This is a genomic window from Mesorhizobium subarcticum (assembly GCF_055456085.1).
The window spans coordinates 147887-166982 of the sequence record NZ_JBVBEG010000003.1 but is presented as its reverse complement, the minus strand read 5'-3'; the positions used below and the strand labels follow the sequence as shown (position 1 = coordinate 166982).

At 59.5% G+C, this 19096-nt stretch carries 17 protein-coding genes and 2 pseudogenes; 13 read left to right on the top strand and 6 right to left on the bottom strand.

The genetic code is table 11. The annotated features are described in order from the left end of the window. Positions 1-182: 182 nt before the first annotated feature. The 5 genes from ACZYHG_RS37140 to ACZYHG_RS37120 all read left to right on the top strand — a co-directional run bounded on the left by ACZYHG_RS37140 (position 183) and on the right by ACZYHG_RS37120 (position 4593). The gene (locus ACZYHG_RS37140) at positions 183-1229 is read left to right on the top strand and encodes a DUF2278 family protein (RefSeq protein WP_464615413.1); all 1047 of its coding nucleotides are present in this window, start codon (positions 183-185) and stop codon (positions 1227-1229) included. A gap of 68 nt (positions 1230-1297) precedes the next feature. Further along, on the top strand, positions 1298-2206 hold the full coding sequence (locus tag ACZYHG_RS37135; RefSeq protein WP_464615412.1) for a DUF3616 domain-containing protein: 909 nt from the start codon (positions 1298-1300) through the stop codon (positions 2204-2206). A 75-nt stretch (positions 2207-2281) separates the two neighbouring features. Further along, positions 2282-2971, top strand: coding sequence for a hypothetical protein (locus tag ACZYHG_RS37130; protein WP_464615411.1), 690 nt, complete (start codon positions 2282-2284; stop codon positions 2969-2971). Between the two features lie 14 nt (positions 2972-2985). Beyond that, complete coding sequence (locus ACZYHG_RS37125; protein ID WP_464615410.1) at positions 2986-3702, top strand: hypothetical protein; 717 nt, start codon at positions 2986-2988, stop codon at positions 3700-3702. A 264-nt stretch (positions 3703-3966) separates the two neighbouring features. After that, on the top strand, positions 3967-4593 hold the full coding sequence (locus ACZYHG_RS37120) for a hypothetical protein (RefSeq protein WP_464615409.1): 627 nt from the start codon (positions 3967-3969) through the stop codon (positions 4591-4593). Positions 4594-4752: 159 nt separating this feature from the next. On the opposite strand, the pseudogene ACZYHG_RS37115 reads toward ACZYHG_RS37120, so the two are convergent. The 3 genes and pseudogenes from ACZYHG_RS37115 to ACZYHG_RS37105 form a co-directional block, all read right to left on the bottom strand. Continuing rightward, positions 4753-4854 (bottom strand): annotated as a pseudogene (locus ACZYHG_RS37115) (phospholipid N-methyltransferase PmtA); the annotation flags it as partial. Continuing rightward, positions 4845-5088, bottom strand: a pseudogene (locus ACZYHG_RS37110) (3-methyl-2-oxobutanoate hydroxymethyltransferase); the annotation flags it as partial. The pseudogenes ACZYHG_RS37115 and ACZYHG_RS37110, both read right to left, overlap by 10 nt. 609 nt (positions 5089-5697) lie before the next feature. Further along, complete coding sequence (locus ACZYHG_RS37105; RefSeq protein WP_464613859.1) at positions 5698-5859, bottom strand: hypothetical protein; 162 nt, start codon at positions 5857-5859, stop codon at positions 5698-5700. Here ACZYHG_RS37105 and istA point away from each other — a divergent pair. From istA to ACZYHG_RS37075, 6 genes are all read left to right on the top strand, one after another. Next, a complete protein-coding gene (gene istA / locus ACZYHG_RS37100) occupies positions 5858-7369 on the top strand; it encodes an IS21 family transposase (protein ID WP_464610222.1) in 1512 nt (503 codons plus the stop codon). The genes ACZYHG_RS37105 and istA overlap by 2 nt on opposite strands. A 12-nt stretch (positions 7370-7381) precedes the next feature. Further along, positions 7382-8137 (top strand): IS21-like element helper ATPase IstB, encoded by a 756-nt coding sequence (istB, locus tag ACZYHG_RS37095; protein ID WP_464610223.1) that lies wholly within the window; start codon positions 7382-7384, stop codon positions 8135-8137. A gap of 539 nt (positions 8138-8676) precedes the next feature. Further along, on the top strand, positions 8677-9810 hold the full coding sequence (locus ACZYHG_RS37090) for a patatin-like phospholipase family protein (protein ID WP_464615408.1): 1134 nt from the start codon (positions 8677-8679) through the stop codon (positions 9808-9810). A 52-nt stretch (positions 9811-9862) separates the two neighbouring features. Further along, a complete protein-coding gene (locus ACZYHG_RS37085; RefSeq protein ID WP_464615407.1) occupies positions 9863-11071 on the top strand; it encodes a caspase family protein in 1209 nt (402 codons plus the stop codon). Further along, positions 11068-12390, top strand: coding sequence for a hypothetical protein (locus tag ACZYHG_RS37080; RefSeq protein ID WP_464615406.1), 1323 nt, complete (start codon positions 11068-11070; stop codon positions 12388-12390). Before ACZYHG_RS37085 ends, ACZYHG_RS37080 begins: the two co-directional genes overlap by 4 nt. Further along, a complete protein-coding gene (locus ACZYHG_RS37075; RefSeq protein ID WP_464615405.1) occupies positions 12387-13463 on the top strand; it encodes a ComEC/Rec2 family competence protein in 1077 nt (358 codons plus the stop codon). Before ACZYHG_RS37080 ends, ACZYHG_RS37075 begins: the two co-directional genes overlap by 4 nt. Positions 13464-13521: 58 nt before the next feature. On the opposite strand, the gene ACZYHG_RS37070 is transcribed toward ACZYHG_RS37075, so the two are convergent. Genes ACZYHG_RS37070 through ACZYHG_RS37060 form a run of 3 tightly spaced genes read right to left on the bottom strand, consistent with a single transcriptional unit; the run spans position 13522 to position 16695 of the window. Next, complete coding sequence (locus ACZYHG_RS37070; RefSeq protein ID WP_464615404.1) at positions 13522-14526, bottom strand: SCO family protein; 1005 nt, start codon at positions 14524-14526, stop codon at positions 13522-13524. A gap of 11 nt (positions 14527-14537) precedes the next feature. Beyond that, entirely contained in the window at positions 14538-15440 is a 903-nt protein-coding gene (locus ACZYHG_RS37065; RefSeq protein ID WP_464615403.1) for a hypothetical protein, read from the bottom strand. A 16-nt stretch (positions 15441-15456) separates the two neighbouring features. Then, a complete protein-coding gene (locus ACZYHG_RS37060) occupies positions 15457-16695 on the bottom strand; it encodes a tyrosinase family protein (RefSeq protein ID WP_464615402.1) in 1239 nt (412 codons plus the stop codon). A gap of 527 nt (positions 16696-17222) precedes the next feature. Between ACZYHG_RS37060 and ACZYHG_RS37055 the strand changes: the two genes are divergently transcribed. Both ACZYHG_RS37055 and ACZYHG_RS37050 read left to right on the top strand, forming a co-directional pair. Beyond that, positions 17223-17633 carry a hypothetical protein gene (locus ACZYHG_RS37055; protein ID WP_464615401.1) on the top strand — a complete coding sequence of 137 codons (411 nt, stop codon included), beginning with the start codon at positions 17223-17225 and terminating at the stop codon, positions 17631-17633. Between the two features lie 72 nt (positions 17634-17705). Then, positions 17706-19046, top strand: a complete 1341-nt coding sequence (locus tag ACZYHG_RS37050) for a hypothetical protein (RefSeq protein ID WP_464615400.1) — start codon at positions 17706-17708, stop codon at positions 19044-19046. The last annotated feature ends 50 nt before the right edge of the window (positions 19047-19096 follow it).

The window sequence follows — 19096 nt, the reverse complement described above, 5'->3', positions numbered from 1 at the left end:
ATGCTACCTGATGAATTATCACAGTAATATTCTCCTGCTTGCAGCAACCTCGGTTATATGAAAGTATTATCGTCAACTGGATCTACACGGGACATCCATGGTCAGCGTTATCCCGAATTAAGGGCCGCCATCACGGGGCACACCGATCTCTATCCAGTGCACGACCACAAGGAGGATGCCAAATGTCGATACCTTACGCCGTGCTCAAGGGGCGCCCTACCAACAATCGCCTGGGGACGAAGAAGAACAAGCATTACCAAGTGCTGATATCAGCCAATGGCGAACAGTACCGGATCGCTATCAATGTCGAGTCGGGCGATGGCAGCGAGGTCGCGTTCCTTGTGCGCGCGCCGTTCGAGCACCCGGTTATCGATGGGCTTGCGGGCTTGGAACCGGGTCTGCACAAGCTGCCATCCGCACCGGGTGGCATGGCGATTGACTTTATCCGGGGTAACATTGGTCAGCCTTGGGAATTCCAACCGCTGCCCTTTGACGCGGCGGGCCCCGACAATGATCTAAACGAAAAGATCGACGCCTATGTGCAGCGCGCCATGTCCGATGAAAACGCCATGGTCTATGCCTTCGGGGCGCCGTGGGGACCGGAACCGGCAATTGCCGACAAATTCTTCGGCTTCAAGCCTGGCCAAGGCATCCACGACATTCATATGAACCAAGGCAACCCGCCGGGGCAGTTCCAGAAGGACAATGGCGTCTACCAGGACGGAGCGCTGCTGTTCAACTTCCCCGACGAGGGGCAGTGGATCGGGATCTTCATGAAGTTCCAGACGCAGGCCTGGCACACCGACGACGTAACGGGAAATGTTATCCTGACGCCCGACCCAGAGCATCCAACGGCGCCGCATACGCCAATAGAGCGTGATCAAATCCCGACATTCGAGGTGCCGGATGGTCTGGTGCGGATCATCGCTGCCTATGTCAACGACACGAAAACGCCCGAGCACGAGACCGTGACCCTGCTCAACACGGCAGATGTCTCCGTCAATCTTGGAGGCTGGGCGATCGCCGACAAGCAGAAGCAGCGCATGACACTGACAGGCACGATCGACGCCGGCGCGACGAGGGTCGTCGACATCGTCGCGCCCGTGGCGCTGTCGAACAAGGGCGGCATCATCACCTTGCTCGACGAACGGGGCATCAAGGTGCATGGCGTTTCCTATACCAAGGAACAGGCTCAGCAGCCCGGCCGCACCATTCCGTTTCAGAACTGAAGGGCGCTATGGCGAAGAACCCGGTCCAGCGTATACGGCTCGACTTTGCGGCGGCGGCCTCGAAGGATTTGCTGAACAATCTGTCTGGGGTAGCGGCCCACGGAAGCTTGCTATGGACCGTTTCGGACGAGGGGCGGACCTTCGAGTGCCTGAAGGCGCACGAAGCCGGGTATGTGCTGGCTAGCCAGTATCGAATTGACGACTTGATCGCGCGCTGGCCCGGCGCCGGGGAAAGCAAGGGCGGTGCCGAACTCGACCTGGAAGCGGTCGATGTCGCGCAAGGAGCACTCTGGCTTTGCGGCTCGCATTGCCATGTCCGCATGGCCTCCGACGATGACGATAATAACTTGCTTCGGTCGAAAATCCGCGCTCGGCCGAGCCGGCATCTGTTGGCGCGCATCACCCTCACGGACGATGCATCGCGCCTGGGTAAGGTGAAAATCGCCCCGAGAAAAGGGGCGGGTTCGATTCGCGACGTGCTGTCTGGCGATGCCTATCTCAAGCCGTTCCTCAAGCTGCCGAGCAAGGAGAACGGCCTCGATATTGAAGGTCTGGTGGTCACCGAAAACGAGGTGCTTCTGGGACTTCGCGGCCCACGGCTCGACAACAGCGCTGTGGTCGCTCACCTCAGGCTCAACAAGGACCTGGAGATAAAGAGCTACAGGCTGTCCTTTCTCGATCTCGGCAGCCTGGCGATCCGTGACCTTAGCCGGCACGGAATCTCCATTTTGATTGTCGCTGGCCCGGTGGGCGATGCGATGGGGCCCTTTTGCCTCTATCGCTGGCAGCCGGCGGCAAGCTCGCTGATCCAGCACCCTGAAAAGCTCTACGAGTGGCCCACCGCCAGCGAAAAGCGGGAAGGTTTGTGCGTTCTCGAGCGAAACGGGAAGCCCGGCTACCTGGTCGTCTACGATCGGCCCGACAAGGGCCGGATCGATGGCAATGTCTATGAGGCAGACTGGATGGCGACCGACTAGGCTGCGTTGAGACTGATCGCGAGTCTGGAACAACAGAGGCGATAGCGAGTGAACAGAGCAGTGGGGAGCACGAGAATGGGCATTAGACTGGTCACGACATTCCTCTGGCTGATCGTTGGACTGCTGCCGGGATACGCCAAAAACGTCGAGCTGCCGACTACCGTCATTCCCAAAACCATCGAAGGGATTGAGATCAAGTTCCCAGTCGGCCTCACCGCCAGCAGAAACGATCCTGCGCAGCCCGTCGCCATCGCTTTGACCATTGACCTGTCCGACTTTGTGGCCAAGCTCAATCCCTTGATCGGGGCCGTTTGGACGAAGCGGCACATCGACCTTGGCGGCAAGCTGACACACAACGGCACGCAGCTTTCGATCGAAGGTCCGGCACTTCGTGCCAAGGTGCATTTCCGCGTGCGGCCGGGAGTCGTGCCAAGCTCCGATGGCAGCGTTGTAGCCTATTTCGTACCCACGGTGGCGGACAATCGTGTCGCGCTCACCGGTCGTATCGCGGAGTTCAACATCTCGAACGATTTGACGCGAAACGCCGCTAAGGCGTTACATCTCGACGACTTGGTAAGGGACAAGTTGGGCGGGCTGCTGAATGAGGCACTTGCTGCGCCTGGTGCGGGCCTGGCATTGCCGCCGGCGGTGCAGGCCCTCGGCGTGACCCTCAATACCGCCCGCTTCGTCATGACCGGCGCCAAGCCAAGTCTGGTCGTCAAAGGCACCTTGCCGGCGGTAGCCGGGCTATTGCTCAACCTGTGAAGTGAGGGACGTCGATGAATTCGAAGCTGAACGTACCCGAGACACATCCGAGCGACGATCGCGCGATCAATGGAATTACGCTCGCGACAACACAGAAGCTCTGGCTCTCGCTCGCACTTGCGACAAACCTGTTCGCCATTGTTGCGCATGGTCAAACTCAAGGGTCGGACATTGACCCCAAGCTGAGCGTCGTCGTCGGCTTTTCGTTCGTGCCAGGTCTGCTGGACTCGATCGTTGCGATGTGGGGCATCCTGATCCTGTCGATCTTGCTCATCCTCAACGCAGCAGTCATGCGCGAGCACGCCCAGCGCACGGGCCCGAGCTGGTACGAGCGATATCCATTCCGGCTTTGGGATGCTTCGCCGTCGATCGGTCTTGGGCGAAAGGGCCAGGTTTTCGCCTATGTTTTCTTCTCGATCCTGCCTCTTTTTGCACTAGGGCATTTCTGGCGCGTGTTCCTTGGCGAGGGCAAGCTCTGCAGCGAAACCAAAGACAAATGGGATCCCTTGGCCGTAGGAGCGAATGATTTCTTCCGCTTTCCGCCAGATGCCACCTTGGGACGCATCTTCGGCGACTTTTATCGGCTGGCCGGCGAAGTCGTCGGCCCAGATGCTTGCAACGACGCGACAAGCTTCTTTCCAGTCGTCCAGCCGGTTGTCATGCTGCTGTTGAGTGTGTTCGCGGTATTCGCCACGCTCCGTGCCCTGCTCGTCGTCTGGCGGGGCAAGTAACCGCGACCTTCAGTACTGCGGCGATTTCTGCATGATCGACACTCCATTCAATGCCAATGACGCGCAGTAACTCCGGGGCGAAACGGAATGGATGGAAAACATTTAATCGATGCAGTCAATTCGGCCGGCGACGCTATGCGGACAACCTGGGTCACGCTGGTGTCACTAGTAACTTATTTGTTTGTCACCGTGGGTTCGACAACGCATCTCGATCTGTTGCTGGAAAAACCCTAGGCTCTCCCGATCCTGAGTACCGATCTTCCGTTGGCTACTTTCTATGCAGGTGCACCACTGTTGTTATTGATTATTCACGGATACTACCTGTTGCAGGTGCATCTTACAGAAACGCGCGTTGCTGAACTGCGGGACTATGTGAGGGCCGAATCCGGCGGCCGAAACACGAAGAAGGTCCATGACGAGCGAAGAGACGAAGTTCGCTCCGGGCTGAACGCAGCTTTGGTGGTCCAGAACCTAGCCGGCGATCTGGTTCTGAACGGCTGGGCGCGGCGGATCGTTGCCTGTGCGGTTTCCGCGACTTCGGTCATCGCGCCAGTGATGTTGCTCATTGCTTTCCAGATTGCGTTCCTCCCCTACCATTCCGTGCCCATCACTTGGTGGCATCGCATCATTTTGGTGGTCGATATCGGAATGCTGCTTTTCATTTGGCCTGGCTGGATGCGTCGAAGTGTACGCCGCGGGGATGTGAAGGCGCCCAAACGCAAAGGCTTTTGGCGGCAAGCCGCACCCGCAAAGGCACCTGAAGGGATGGCCCCTGATGTTGCTCCAAAGCCGAAGGCATCGAGAACGAAGCCCAGGCCGTCTTACTTGCGGAGATCGGGTGCCAGCTCGGTCAGGGGTATCTGTTTTCGCAAGCGGTACCACGTCAAATAGCGAGAGGCCTTCTGAAGCGGTTCGGGCGACCACCTGCTGAGGAGACTTGGATGGCGGGCGCGATGGCGAACCCAATCGACCGGATCGCCTGACAGAAACCCTCCCCAGGGGTGGCTTGCACAACCGATAAAGAATGCTGCCGCCCCCGCAGACTACGACGCCAAGTTCAAGAACCGGCAATCCGGATGCCGGATTAATGACGCTTGCCATACGACGCGCGGCATGAAGGGACGCTGGCATCAGCGCGCCCACTGCTCGAGGCCGCGTCGCACGGCCTGCCCGTGCATGATCATCATCTCAAGCGTCACGTCCAGCGTCGACGACAAGCCATGGAGCACCATGCCGACGCTGTCGCCGACGAGAACAATGTCACTGTGGATCGACGAGCTTTGCGATCGGCGTGGTATAGGCTGTCAGGCAGACGAGTGGCGTGCCACCCTTCCGGGAACGGACATCTGGCGGTGTGATCGCCCTGGTGTTAGCAGCCGCACTCAAGAGGGCTCCTTCCCCAACGTTACCAACCATGCGAGCAGCGTTTGGCACATTTTTGTGCAGGTGCGAAGACCTAAATTCGCAATTGCGAGTGTGTGACGCGCCGACGGTCCTCGTCAGAATAAACTAAATCGGTTCAGCTGCTTAACTGTGGCACCTTTGCCCAACCCGAGAAGCCGTAGCGACTACGGCCGAGGGAGCTCGCTCACTAAAGCCCGGGCTCGTCACTCAGGCCGAGCAAGATGCCTCGCGGTGTGCGATCGGCGAGCGCCCTGCGATCCAGAATGATGAAACATCCCCAATGCGGAGGCAATGGCGGCGAGCGATGGAAGGACCGGTCAAGGTTCTGGTTTTCTCCTTTGCCTCTTTGCCTCTTTGCCTCTTTGGCTCATGGGCACAGCTGTTCTTGAACCGGTGCGACAGCGGGATCCGAGCGAGATAAAGGCACTTACGGTCCAGGGATTGTCTTGAGTTGATCTCTTGCCGACAACCCTGTCGATCGGGTCGCACCGGCGACTGTATCGCAACGGTCAGCGTGAACGCCACCACCTTCAGAAACGCGGCGCACGACGTGCTGTGCGGATTCCGACGTGAAGCCGGCCGCCATTCCGATCAAAGACCGGCCACCATTCCGATTTGAAGCCGGCCACCATTCCAATCAAAAGTCAGCCAGTTTTCGGCACTGAACATTACCTCCTGGGTCAGCAACTTTGGCATCAAATGCCCCGCGATGAACGGGGAGATTTTGATGCCGGCAAAGAGAAGGCTGACCATGAGACAGTTACGACAAATGCTGCGGCTTGCCGGAAGCGGGACCAGCTCCCGCGAGATTGCCGTCGTGTTGGGAATAGCGCGCAGTACGGTGCAGGATAATCTGCAGCGCGCAGCGGCGGTTGGATTGACCTGGCCCTTGCCGGGCGAACTGACCGACGATGCGCTCGAGAACAAACTCTTCACTCGCAACGGCGTCAAACAGGGCACGAGAAGACGCACAGAACCGAACTGGGCCGATCTTGCCGTCGAGCTCAAGAAGCCCGGCGTCACCCTGCTTATCCTGTGGGAGGAGTATCGTGGGTCGCATCCCGAAGGATATGGCTACAGTCGCTTCTGCGAACTCTTTCGCGGTTTCGAGCAGCGGCTTTCGCCGACGATGCGTCAGGAGCATGCGGCCGGCGACAAGGTCTTCGTCGATTATTCCGGCAAGAAGATCCCGATTGTTGATCGCAAGACCGGTGAGATCCGCGAGGCGGAGATCTTCGTGGCGGTGCTCGGCGCATCCAGCTTCACCTATGCGGAGGCGACTTGGACGCAAACGCTCCCGGACTGGATCGGCTCGCATGTCCGGATGTTTCGTTTCTTCGGAGGCGTTCCCCGGCTGATCGTTCCCGACAATCTGAAGTCGGGCGTCAGCCGCGCCAGTTTCTACGATCCCGAGATCAACCGCAGCTACGGCATGATGGCATCCCACTATGGTGTCGGTGTCCTACCGGCACGGCCGCGGCGACCGAAGGACAAATCCAAAGTCGAGAACGGCGTCCGCTTCGCCCAATCGTGCATTCTGGGGCGGATGCGCAATCAGACCTTCTTCTCGCTGGCAGAAGCCAATGCGGCCATTCGTCAGGCACTTGATCGCATCAACGACCACGTCATGCGCCGGCTGGGCGTCAGTCGCCGGCAACTGTTTGAGAGTGTCGAGCGTGCCGCACTCGCCAGCCTTGCGAGCGAAGACTACGAGTTTGCCGAATGGCGTTTGGCTCGCGTCTCGACGGATTACCACGTCGAGTTCAAGACCTTCTTTTATTCCGTGCCGCACAGCCTCATTCGTCAGCAGGTGGATCTGAGAGCAACGGCGCGCACCATCGAGATCTTCCACCGCGGCAAGCGCGTCGCGGTGCATCAGCGCCGCTATGGAGGTCCTCGCCATGGAACCGATCCGGATCACATGCCCAGTTCCCACCGGCGCTATGCCGAGTGGACCCCGGAGCGCTTTCGGCGTTGGGCCACGTCGATCGGGCCGCAGACCGAAGGTCTGGTCATCGCAATTCTCGCCAGCCGTCCGCACCCCGAACAGGGCTTCCGAACATGCCTGGGCATCCTGCGCCTGTTTCGCGACATCGAGCGCAATCGGGCTGAAGCCGTATCAGCCCGCGCCGTCGAGATCGGTGGCCTGAACTGCAAGAGCATTGCTTCGCTCATCGCCAACCACAAAGCCGCACGCCATTCCACCGAACCAACCGCCATCGTCGATCACGCCAATCTGCGTGGCCCTGATTACTTTCATTGAGGAGACACACCCATGCTGATCAATCCCACCATCGACATGCTGCGAGAGCTCGGCCTTTACGGCATGGCAACCGCTTTCCAGGAACTCGACGCACAGTCCGAAGCGCGCGGCCTCGAGCACGGCGAATGGCTTGCCATGCTGCTCGAACGCGAGGCGACCATGCGCCGCCAGAAACGTTTCGAGGCCCGCGCCAGAGCTGCCAAACTTCGTCATGACGCGCAGATCGAGAATGCCGACTTTCGTGCTGCACGCGGTCTCGACCGCAATCTGTTCATGGCGCTTGCCAGCTGCGACTGGATCAGAAAGCATCACGGTCTTCTTGTCACCGGGCCAGCCGGCGTCGGCAAGAGCTGGCTGGCCTGCGCGCTCGGCCACAAGGCCTGCCGCGAGGATTTCTCCGTCACATACCACCGCGTTCCCCGGCTGTTCGCCACGCTCGCCCTTGCCAGAGGTGACGGGCGATACGGCAGGATCCTCAAATCCCTCGCCAAGACCGATCTGCTTATTCTGGATGATTGGGGACCGGAAAAACTCAACGATGACCAGAGACGTGACCTCCTCGAGATCATCGAAGATCGCTACGAGCGTCGGTCGACAATTGTCACCAGTCAGGCGCCCGTGGATCGCTGGTGGGAGATTATTGCAAACCCAACACTCGCCGACGCCATACTGGATCGCCTCGTTCACAACGCCTATCGCATCGATCTCACCGGTGAAAGCATGCGAAAACAGCGCCCGCCAATCGCACCCGAAAACACCGACGCTTGACCTCAAACAAAACCCGATCCAAACATCAACCAGACCCAGGATCAGTCCGAGAAATGGCCGCCTTCAAATCGGAACGCCGGCCGGAATGAAATCGGAATGACTGGCCGGCTTCAAATCGGAATCGGTGGCCGGCTTCATCGGAATACGCAACGTGCTGCAAGCTTCGGATGAACTAAGCCGCCGCGCCGCCGACCTACAGGCGCCTGTCGACAGCTTCGTTGCCAAACTACCCACTGCAACATAGGAGGCCTTTATTAAGCGCTTCTATCTCTGTCTTCGAGCGCGCCTCGCTGAACGAGGCTGCTGATTGCGGTCGTGACCCCAGATATCTCGCGGGAATACGCTTTAAGACTGCCCGACGGACGATTTGCTGTATATAAATTGCTTCACAGGGCCACGACGACAAGAGCCTATCGATGCGGTTGCTCGATTGTGATACGCTTGGTTTGTAAATGATGCCACTGCCGGATCGGTCCTGAACAAAACTCGCTACGCTACTTGAAGCACGCAAGTGATCGTACGCTGATTGGGTAGAACGAATGGCTGATCAAGCTGGGACGCCGCTCAACGATCCCGTTTTCCCGGACCATCTACCCACAGATGGCGTTGGCCTTTGCCTTTCGGGTGGCGGCTATCGGGCGATGCTATTCCACGTCGGCGCGCTTTGGCGTCTGATGGACTCCGGTAAGTTATTTGAGCTTACGCGGGTTTCAAGCGTATCTGGCGGCTCGATCACGGCTGCGGTCCTTGCGCTTGCCTGGAATGGATTGGAGGCGGGCGGAATCGCCGCGTTCAGGCAGGACGTGGTCGATCCAGTGCGTGGGCTGGCGCGCGTCACGATTGACGAACGTTCGATCATCACTGGGCTGCTCCTGCCCGGAAGCATCGGGCACTATGTGGCGCAGTCCTATGCCAAGCATCTGTTTGGCGACAAGACGCTCCAGGATTTGCCTGAGGAGCCACGCTTCATCATCAACGCCACCAATCTCGAGACCGGTTCGCTGTTCCGTTTCTCGCGCCGCGAGATCCGCGACTGGCGCGTCGGGCGTATCGCTGCGCCCACGGTCCGGATCGCCGATGCGGTGGCAGCCTCGTCTGCCTTTCCGCCGGTGCTGTCGCCATTTATCCTTGAGGTTGACCCAAGCGACTTCGACCCGCCCACAGGTGACGAACTTGCAGACGACGCGTTTCGCGGTGAAATAACCCTGTCAGACGGTGGGGTGTACGACAATCTCGGGCTTCAACAGGTATGGGGACGGTGCAAGACCGTGCTCGTGTCGGATGGTGGCGGACATATCTCCGATGATCCCAGGCCGCCGGGAGACTGGGCGCGCCAGTCGATGCGCGTGCTGGAGGTCATCGACCAGCAGGTGCGCAACCTGCGCATGATCCAGGTGGTTGGATCCCTCAAGCGAAAGGAGCGTCTTGGCGCCTTTTGGAGCGCGCGTACCGACATCGCGGACTACAGCCTCGCCGACGCGCTTCCTTGTCCGCGAGCCAAGACTGAGTTGCTCGCGGCCGTTCCCACACGGCTGCGCCGGATGGACGAGACCATGCAGGAGCGTCTGATCAACTGGGGCTATGCGGTCGCCGATGCGGGCATTCGTCGCTATTGGCCCACCGATGTCGCGGCTCCCGCCGGCTTTCCCTACTCAGCGACGGCAGTCGGCTGATGGGCAACCCGAGCGACGCCGGTGTAGTAGCCCAGACGATCGGGCTGTCGGCATGAACGATCGCTCACTGGTCTTTCACGACACTGCCAACCGGTCTGGCACGCATGTCCTTTTGATCGGTATCGGCGACTATCCGTGGCTCGAAGGCGGCAGCAGTTACGTTTCGGCAAAGAACGAGGAAAATGCCATGGGGATGGGGCAACTGGCCGCGCCGCCAGTGTCCATGCGTCAAGTGGCAAACTGGTTTCTCGATTCATTCGACAATCCTGAGAAGCCGCTTGCCAGCTTGTCGCTGCTGCTGTCCGAGAAGAAAGTTGCCCAGTTCACGCACGAGCGTACCGGCGACAGAAAAGTGCCCCGAGGCACGATCAGTGACGTGCAGGACGCGGTCGCCGCCTGGATCGAGCGTGCGTCCGGCCGACGCGACAATGCATTGGTATTCGGGTTTTGCGGACATGGCCTGCAGTCTGGAAACCCGGTGCTTCTGTGCCGGGACTATGGCAAAAACCCCCAAAGTCGATTCCAGGGCGCGATCGATTTCGAGCAGTTCCGCATAGCGCTTTCAACCAACCAGCCTGACACCCAGCTTTTGCTCGTCGATGCGTGCCGCACGCCCGATTTTGATAGTTCGCAACTCGGCCAGGCCACGCCGGGCAATGCGCTCCTGGACGTGCTAAGCTTGGGTTCGCGCGACGGGGCGCCCGCTATGCAGAGCGTCCACTTCGCGACATCGCTCTACACACAGGCGTGGGGACGCGAAGATGGACCGAGCCTGTTCACCGTGGCGCTGCTTAAGGCTCTGAGCGGAGGCGCCGCCGAAGTAACCGCCCAATGGTGGGTAACGACCAGCCGGCTTCACACCGTGCTCAGCACCTATCTGCGGCGCGCGAGTTCTGCCGAGGGTGTGGTCCAGTGGCCAGCGGCTCAGTTGCAAGACTTCCCCATATCAAAACCGGGCCCGATCGCGGTTGACGTCTATGTCGGCAGTGCCGAGCCGGCGATCTGGAAGGAAAAGGTCAGCATCAAAGCTCGCCGGGACAATTTTGAGGAAGTCGTTGTCCATGATCCCGCCGCGGCAGGGAGCGCCGACGTCAAGAATTGCGCATTGCGTGTGGTCAATCCGACACAAGATCCGGATAATGTGACCTACGATGTCGGAATGTTCTTCGCGCCGGACTCGCTGTATCAAGATTGCGCCAAAAAGATCATCGCATACCCGCCTGAACTTTCCTGCGATCTATCAGTGAGCAAACGGCCATGATGGTGAGTCCCAGCGGGATCACGATCAGCTTTGGCGGCGCCGAAGGGAGCGACGACAGCCGGGCCGTCGTCGCACGCATCGTTGGCTTCCCGGCCGAGAGCAGCGGGCTCATCAACCACGAGATGGTTGTTCGGGCTGGGCAGAGTGTCCAGCAATTGTTGCCTGAGGGACTTTACAACGTCCAACTGACCTTGCCGTCAGGACGTATCATTCAGCGAAATGTGACGATCGACAAGGATTCGAACGAGCTATGCCGGTTCGCAGATGATTTTGCACCCGGGGCCGGATTCAGCCTGCAGGAATCGATCAACCGGTCGGACGGCGAGATTCTCGCCAATGCAGCGGTGGCGTCGGGCAACACCAGCAGCGACGATTACTCTGCGGCGCTGCGAAGGGTTAGCGACATGGCGGCGACAGATCCGCGACATGACCACCTCAAATACATAATACAGCCCGACAATGGCTCGTCGATCGGTGAGCCAACCCCTCCGCAGCGCGCCCGGCTTATGCAGGGTATCGGGCCTCTTGATCAGGTTGCCGGTGCAATGCCGGATTGGGCATTGCTGGAACCTAAAAGTCAGCACGGCGACACGGCTTTATGGCGTGTCCCGCACCTGCAGGAGGCCCCTCCCGAACCGGCGAACCGCCAGTGGGCGCGGATAGAATTGCCCAACGGCGGATTCGAAATCGCCAGTCTGCCGCTACCATGGTTCTGCACCGACAGCGGTGACTTCAGCCCGGCGGAGGTGCTGGTCGACCCTGCTCGAACGGCCGGCACAGCGACCACGGTCGCGGTCAAAGATCGACGACTTGCGGGACTTCTCGCTTTTCTCGATCGTGGCCAAGCCATCGCGGCGCGTCCGCTACTCGCCGAACTCGAACGCGAGAACCTGATCGAGGAGACGATCGGGGACAAGCTGCGCAATCCGCTGGCCGCGTGCGCGGCAGCCTATGTCGGGCTCGCGGTCTATGCCCCAAACGAGCACGAGCGTTGGGACGCCTGGCTGGGCAACTGCATGACGCGCTTTCCCACCATTCCGGACGCCGCAATTGTCCACGCCCGCCGGCTGGTCCTAAGACCAACAGGACCAAGCGACAATGCGCGTGCCGCCGACGCGTTGCGGCGGGCGTTCGCCGCCGGAACGCCCTATTTCAGTGCCGGGGTGCTGCTGCTGCGCGAAATGTCGATCCTGCTTTCAGCTGATCACGCCGATCTCAAAGCGCTCGCCAGGGAAGCCGGCATGTTGGCCGGTCGGGTCGACGCAAGCCAGGCTTTCACCGTTTTGCGCTATGCCCCGGCGAAGGCGCGCGCCTCGTGAGTGTTTTTCGCCTTACGATGCTGCCTGCCAGCGAGGGGGACTGCCTGATCCTCAGTTACGGCCCAACGGTCGACAGTCTGCGTCATGTCGTCATCGATGGGGGCCGGAAGGCCACATGGCCACGGCTAAAGACCGAGCTTGCGACAATCGCCGGACGGGGCGAGACGGTCGAGCTGCTGCTTCTAAGTCATATCGACGCCGATCATATCGACGGCCTCCTGGAATTAGCCGAGGATCCACATCTGCCACTGACGCCGGCGGCCGTCTGGTACAACGGATTTGATCAGTTGAAGGCCATGGCCAAGGGCAACAAACTCACGCCGTTCGGGTTCAACGCCGCCGACGCTTACAGCAAGGCGCTTGCTGCAAAGGGATGGCCGCTCAACACAACATTTTCGGGCAATGCGATCTATACCGAGGCGGTGTCGGAGCCGTTGGACTTCGCGGACCTTAAACTGACACTTATCTCGCCAAATCGCGCCAAGCTCGACAAGCTGCGCAGCGACTGGCAGAACGCGCTCAAGCCCGCGGCGCCGCCTCAAGCGATAGCCGGCCGTCCCGGACTTCAAGCGTTCGGCAAGCGCGCAATGCCGGCCAAGCTCAACGTTGATACACTGAGCAAACCGAGTTTGATCGACAAGACCGCGCCCAACGGTTCGAGCATTGCCATGATCGCCGAGTATGGCGGTCGGCGGGTGTTGCTCGGGGCGGACGCGCATCCCGACATCGTGCTTGCCAACCTCGCTGCGCTGGCAGGAGATGCCGGCACCTACAAGATCGACCTCGTCAAGGTTCCCCACCATGGCAGCCGAGCCAATCTGACCCGCGAGGTGGTCGAGAGAATCGACTGCGATCGTTTCGCGATATCAACCAGCGGCGCGGTGTTTGGCCACCCTGATCCGGAAGCGATCAGCCGTATCCTCAAATTCGGGCAGCCGCGCCCGAAGACGCTTTACTTCAACTATGCAAGCGACAGGACAACCCCTTGGAACGACCCCAAGCTCAAGGCAAAATATCGATATGATTGCGTCTTCCCAGCTCATGAGGGAGAGAAAGTGGTTATCGATGTCTAGCGGATTGGAGGATACGTGGGTTTTGGACACCGGAACGACGATAACGCGTCTGCAGTGATTACGAGTATTCGACACTGATTTCGTCCAGCAAAAGGGCCGGATCCGACAGGCGCTCGCAGTCGATGCGCATTGCCTGTAGATTGCGGGACACAAGGAACACCTCGCGCGCATGGGCATTCACCGTTGCCTCATTGTATCCTACCCGCAGGTCAAACATGCGACGGATGGCGGCCCAACCTGCGACGCAGCGCGTGAGCCTGGAGGCATCGCCGAAGGAAAAGCCGCGATCGCGTCCGAAAACGTACAATCTCGAGGGTGAATCGAAATCCGGATCATAGCTAATGCCGAAGAAATTCAGGCTCGGTCCACAGGCGTGCGTCGACGCCACACGGGCGACATTGGCGAGCTGGGAGATCGTCAGCGAACATTTGGCCGGATTCATGCATCGCGTGTAAAAAAACGCGACCAGGCTGACCCTGTCCCGTAAGAACTCAAGCAGCGGTGTGCGTCCCTCCGACTGATCCTCGACCACCGCCCGGGTCAGCGTGTTCGGGCACAACGAGATCGGTTGAGGTGACCCAACAACGCGGGATGGCGTAGCGGCTCCCCCGCAGCAATCAACGACTGCTTCCGCATAGAAGGCAAGCGTCGATGCAATCTCGCTGCGGGCAGTTCGCGGTGCCCGGATCTGCACATTCTCCCCTGCTTCGAGCCGAACGACTTCGTCTCGAAGCTCCATGCGCGCAGATGCGGCGACAAGTAGGCCTCGGCACTCGGGATCGATGCTAGGTAGGCCGCGCAACGCACGCGCGGCTCCGGCAAGAATGATTGGACTGAGGCTCGTCCGGAGTTCTTCCTTCACGGCGTCGATGGCTTCAGCGGGAAGACTGCGGTGCTCGAATGACGCCAGAATGTGTGCCCGCACCTTTTCGGCATCCGCGGCGGAGAGGCCCCTGAAGTGTGGCGCGTCCTGTCGCAGCAAGTCGACCAGCTGCCGGTCTCCCCCGCGGTTCGCCGGGACGGCCCATACCCGTTCGATCAGGTCGTCGGCGCTTTGCCGCATGTGGGGCGCCCCTAAACCTTTTTGGTTTCGCGAGTTTTTGAGAACCGATTTATGGAAGCTTTGAGGGAGCGCGACTTCGTCGATGAGCCGAGCGCCAACAGAGAATTTGTGAATGCCGGCGACTTCAATTTGGCGGCCACCTCGCTGGTGTGCGTGATTGCGGCGACCGCTATGGCGCGCAACTTGTCGTCTTCGTTGTCATCAAGCGCCAGGTTGCTTGCGAGCTTTGCAAAGCGCGTGGTGGACGTATTTTTGAGGTTTGCAGCCGCGATCTGCCGAAGTTGGGTTTTCTCTTTCTTGTCTGCCGCGATGGACTCAAACATCGGCACCGACTTTGTATCGGACGCAAGTGCTCGAAGTGCCTGCTCCCGGACCTGACCGCTCCCATCGGCTGCAAGGCGGCGAAACAGAGGCGTCGCGCCGCCATGGTCGTCGCGCGCCAAAAGCTGGATCGCTTTTGCAGCTGGGACGAGTGGCTTTCGCGTCTTTTCCAAGCCTTCCCGCAACAGCTTTTGCGCTTCGACATCATTTGTCAGAGTCAGACGCTCAAGCGCTGCGGTGCGGATCTTCTTGTCGGGGGACAGCGAAAGCCGACGCAGAAGCTCTATGAACTCGGCGTGGACTTTCGCAAACTCAACCGGTTGGAACTCGGCGGCCCCAAGCTGGGCGAGCGCGGCGAGCCGTGGTTCCGTGTCGAGCGAATCGTTCGCCAAGATGTCGAGCAACGCACGAACGCTCGCCTGATAGGAATGATCGTCCAGCGGAAGGGTCCTGATCATATCGCACATCCTTTGCGCATCGTGATCCGCGGACGCGGCATACGTGGCGAGCGCCTCAGGCGTCGCGGCAGATGCTTCTTTCGCCGCGCCTTCGATCTGGGACAGGTATCTCTTGCGATGCGCTTCGATGTCCATCGTCTGCTTCCTTGGCCTACATTTGAAACGGAACGTCATCATAGACAAAGGCGTGATGTGTTGCCGTTACCGTTCCAAGATAGTCGATCATATCGCGTACCGACGGGCTCGTCGCCGGCGCGGGTGTCATCGGTGAAAATGCGAGGCCTCCGCCGGGCGCCGTGATTGGGCGAGGCGCGGTCAACGGTCCACACCATGGCCAAAGCGCGTCGGGAAGGTTATGGCCGGGAAGAAAAGCGCCCGCCACGAAGGAATCTGGGTCGGCCGGGTCGTGGATCTTAGTCGCCCACTGCCACTTGGCCCAAAGACGGTCGACGTTGCAGTGAAGCAGAAAGAAGAGTGGGTCGCGCGGCGCTCGGGTCGGATTGGTGATCCAGCCAGTGACGTGGCTCATATGGGCGCTTCCGTGAGGATTGCCCTGCATGCCCCTGAAGTTGCCGAAGGTTGGATTTGGCGCGCCGCCCATCGCGAGTGTCTGGGCCTCGCTCCGAACGGAAGGTTCGGTGGTGGGCCCGACCCCACGTCCTCGCTCGATGCCGGGCGCGCCAAACGCTACCCAGCCGGTCAACGGGTTCCCGGCAGCGAACTCGACTTGGTTTAGCGCATTGGGAACGCCCATGAAGGCGCGGTTGAAAACCTTGGGTGCGGCGCGGTCGAAGCGCCAATAGGGAAGCGTTACCTCTGGATCGATCGCCTGTAATTCGCGTTCGAAGTCGAGCAGGTATGCGCGATGCCACGACAGGAAGCCGGGTCCGCCATGCGCCTCAATATCGGGTGGACCGCCGACATGCATATCTCGGAAGTTGCTATAGATGCCCGTTCCGGCGCCGTTGAGGGTAGCGAGTGCGGCGAGGAATCGGTCGCGCTCGGCGCTTGTCAGGCTGTCGGCGTCTTTGCGTGCGCGGACCATCAGCGCCTGCATCCCTAGAACCTGATTGGAGGTCTTGTCGCGAACCTCTAGAGACACGTCGCCATATCGAATGCTGGCGCCGGGAAACTCACCGCCGACCCAAATCGGTACCTCCTGCCCGTCCGCAGGCAGCGTCACGTCGATAGTCGGCGAGCCCTGATCGGTGAGCACGGTCGAAAAAGCCAGGCGCCCGCCTGACGCAAGCGTCTTGGCAGCTACCTTAACGTCGACGGAGGCCACACCAGTCGGCGGGGCGACCAGCTTGAGCTGCACCTCGACCGGTCGCCACGTAACGAATGTCCGGCCCTGGGCGTCGTAGCTGGCAAAGCGGATCTCGACGTTCACGAGTGTTTTCCCTGTTCGTGCAAACGCGTTCGGCTAGCGCTACGGACGAGGCCTTAGAAAACTCAGCAATTTAGCAACCGAATTTCCGCAATCTGTTCCCGCGGGTACCGCAGGAGCGAGGTCTCGCAGCCTTACGATTAAAGTCTCGATCAAGTAGCGCGCGCTACGATGATGCCTGCCAACCACGTATTTCGCAAGAGAGAGACAATATGTGCGCACGCTATTTGGGGTCGGGATCGTTTACAGCTGCTTGATCGTGCGTGACAGTGGTATTGAGCCGCGAGGTGAACGTTCGTCTCACGGCTACGGGTCAAAGCAGTTTTGGGCGTCCGGGGCCTGCGGTGTCGCTTAGGCCCAAATGGGTCTGACACGAGAAGGAACTTCGTCATCCCTTGTGAGATAGGTGCCTCCCCGACCCCGGAAGCGCGATGTCAAACACTCGCCGCCATCGGATAGATGTCTATGAGAAGACCGATTGCGTTAGCAACTGAACGTAGGCAATATGTGATAGTATTTGGGAGGGGAAAATGTTTGTCGATTTGGTTGATCACACGGGTAATCAAGTCTCCATCGATCCATCTCGGGTTATCAAGATACGTTCCGCACTTCTTCAGGAGGAGCCGCGGGCAACGGTCTTTGTGGACTATGCGACAAATGGTGTCTTCGTCCGCGGCAAGTTTGCCGACGTATGTGCGCTTTTTTCAGCTCATATTCGTCTTGCAATGCTGCATCTTCCGACAGGGTCTCCTGTTGCATTGAATGCTGGCGGAATCTCAGCTGTGCAGGTCAGTCCGGTGGCAAATGGCAAGCCTGTCTACCGCGGAAACAGCGTAGCGGTTGTCGATCAAAATCACTGGAACAATCGCGTCCCAGCTCGAAACATGATTGCTTTGAAAGAGACCGTTGCCGAAGCAACGGCGATTATTGGCGGAGCCTGACAAGCGTCTGCCAGAGAGGTTTGGCTCCTGTAAGGCATATAGGTTTAAGAAGCTGCGAAAGGGGCGCTCAGCATGGTGTGGGATCCGCCAGCCAAAATCATAAGCGATCTGAGCACCTTTCTCGTACAGCAGACGCTCGACAGGGGCGGGAATGAGCTATTCCTGCCAGATCAAATGAGCTTCGAATGGGAACACCTGGTGCTATCGGTCGGCCGTACGCGGACAATGAGCACGGATCCATTGATTTTGACACAGGAAGAGCGGCAGCACCTGATAGGTTTTATTGGGCACAACGCGGCGAGCTACATGGATATATTTCTCGATCACAGCAATGCCGAGTTTGCCTTTACGGAAAAAATGGACTGCCTCGCGGATGATGAGCGAACCTCCTTGGCCGGCAAGGTCGGGGCTGCCATCGCGGACCTCGTGATGGAGCAATTAGGCTTCTTTTGGCGGGCAAACGCACGGGAATTGAAGCTCAACCTCGACAAGCGTGTTAGGTTGACCACGAAGAAGATACCGGATTTCGTCTATGATCCGGGTGCGCAACACGGATTTCAACAACAAAGCGTCGTGGTTGTCGAAGCAAAGGGAAGTCTTTCAAGAAAGCGAGCCAAGCGGCGAACGATCATCAAGCTCGCCCAAGATGCATACAACGATCAAGTCCGCAATTTTATCGGTGCCGAAGGGGGTGGCGTTGTCGTGGCAAGCGGCTATGCCCTTGCGTTCGGATCAATTCCCGGCGAGCGCGAATCCACGCTTGCAATTGCTAGCCCCCAACCATTTCACGTGCATTCTAAGTCTGTCGTTCCGGTATCTTCGCTCTCTTCAGCTGCGAGCGGGGAGATGCAAGTCGCAGCTATCGATGAAACAGCTGAGGACGTGGAAGTGGAGCAGTCGCTGCCGCCCTATCGGTTCGGGGGCGGGGACGGCGACGGCGGCGGCCGCGGGCGCCGGGGCGATGGTGAGCGGGCGCAGCCGAGCGGCCGCATGGCGTTTGCGAATTATGAGAATGTTTTCCAGTTGTGCGGAGCAACCCAGGCCGCGTCGCTACTGAGAGGAATCCTTTCAGGGCCAGGAGCTGATGGCCTGGAACCCGCTGACGTGATCCAAGACTTCTGGGTTGTTGGCGAAACTGACCGCTTTCTGTTCGGTTTAGACCGTTGGTGGGGGAGGTTCGGCACGTTCGCGATTTATGAGCATTCAGCCCTGCAGATTCTGAAAGCAGTTGCAGAGAATCCAATCTCCCCTCCCGCATCTGTAACGATCGAGATTGTACCAGCTGACCTCCGCCGGGCTTCTGTCATCGAGACGAACGTTGCAGTCCAAGGGGATGGTTTAGCCCTACTCGCCGACTGGCCTACCCCCGCTAAGCACAAGCGATGGCATCTTCGCGAGGCGAGGTGGATTTGAGCGATGCAAACAGGCGGCAATATCACTGACCCTCCTGGTCCGATGCCGCT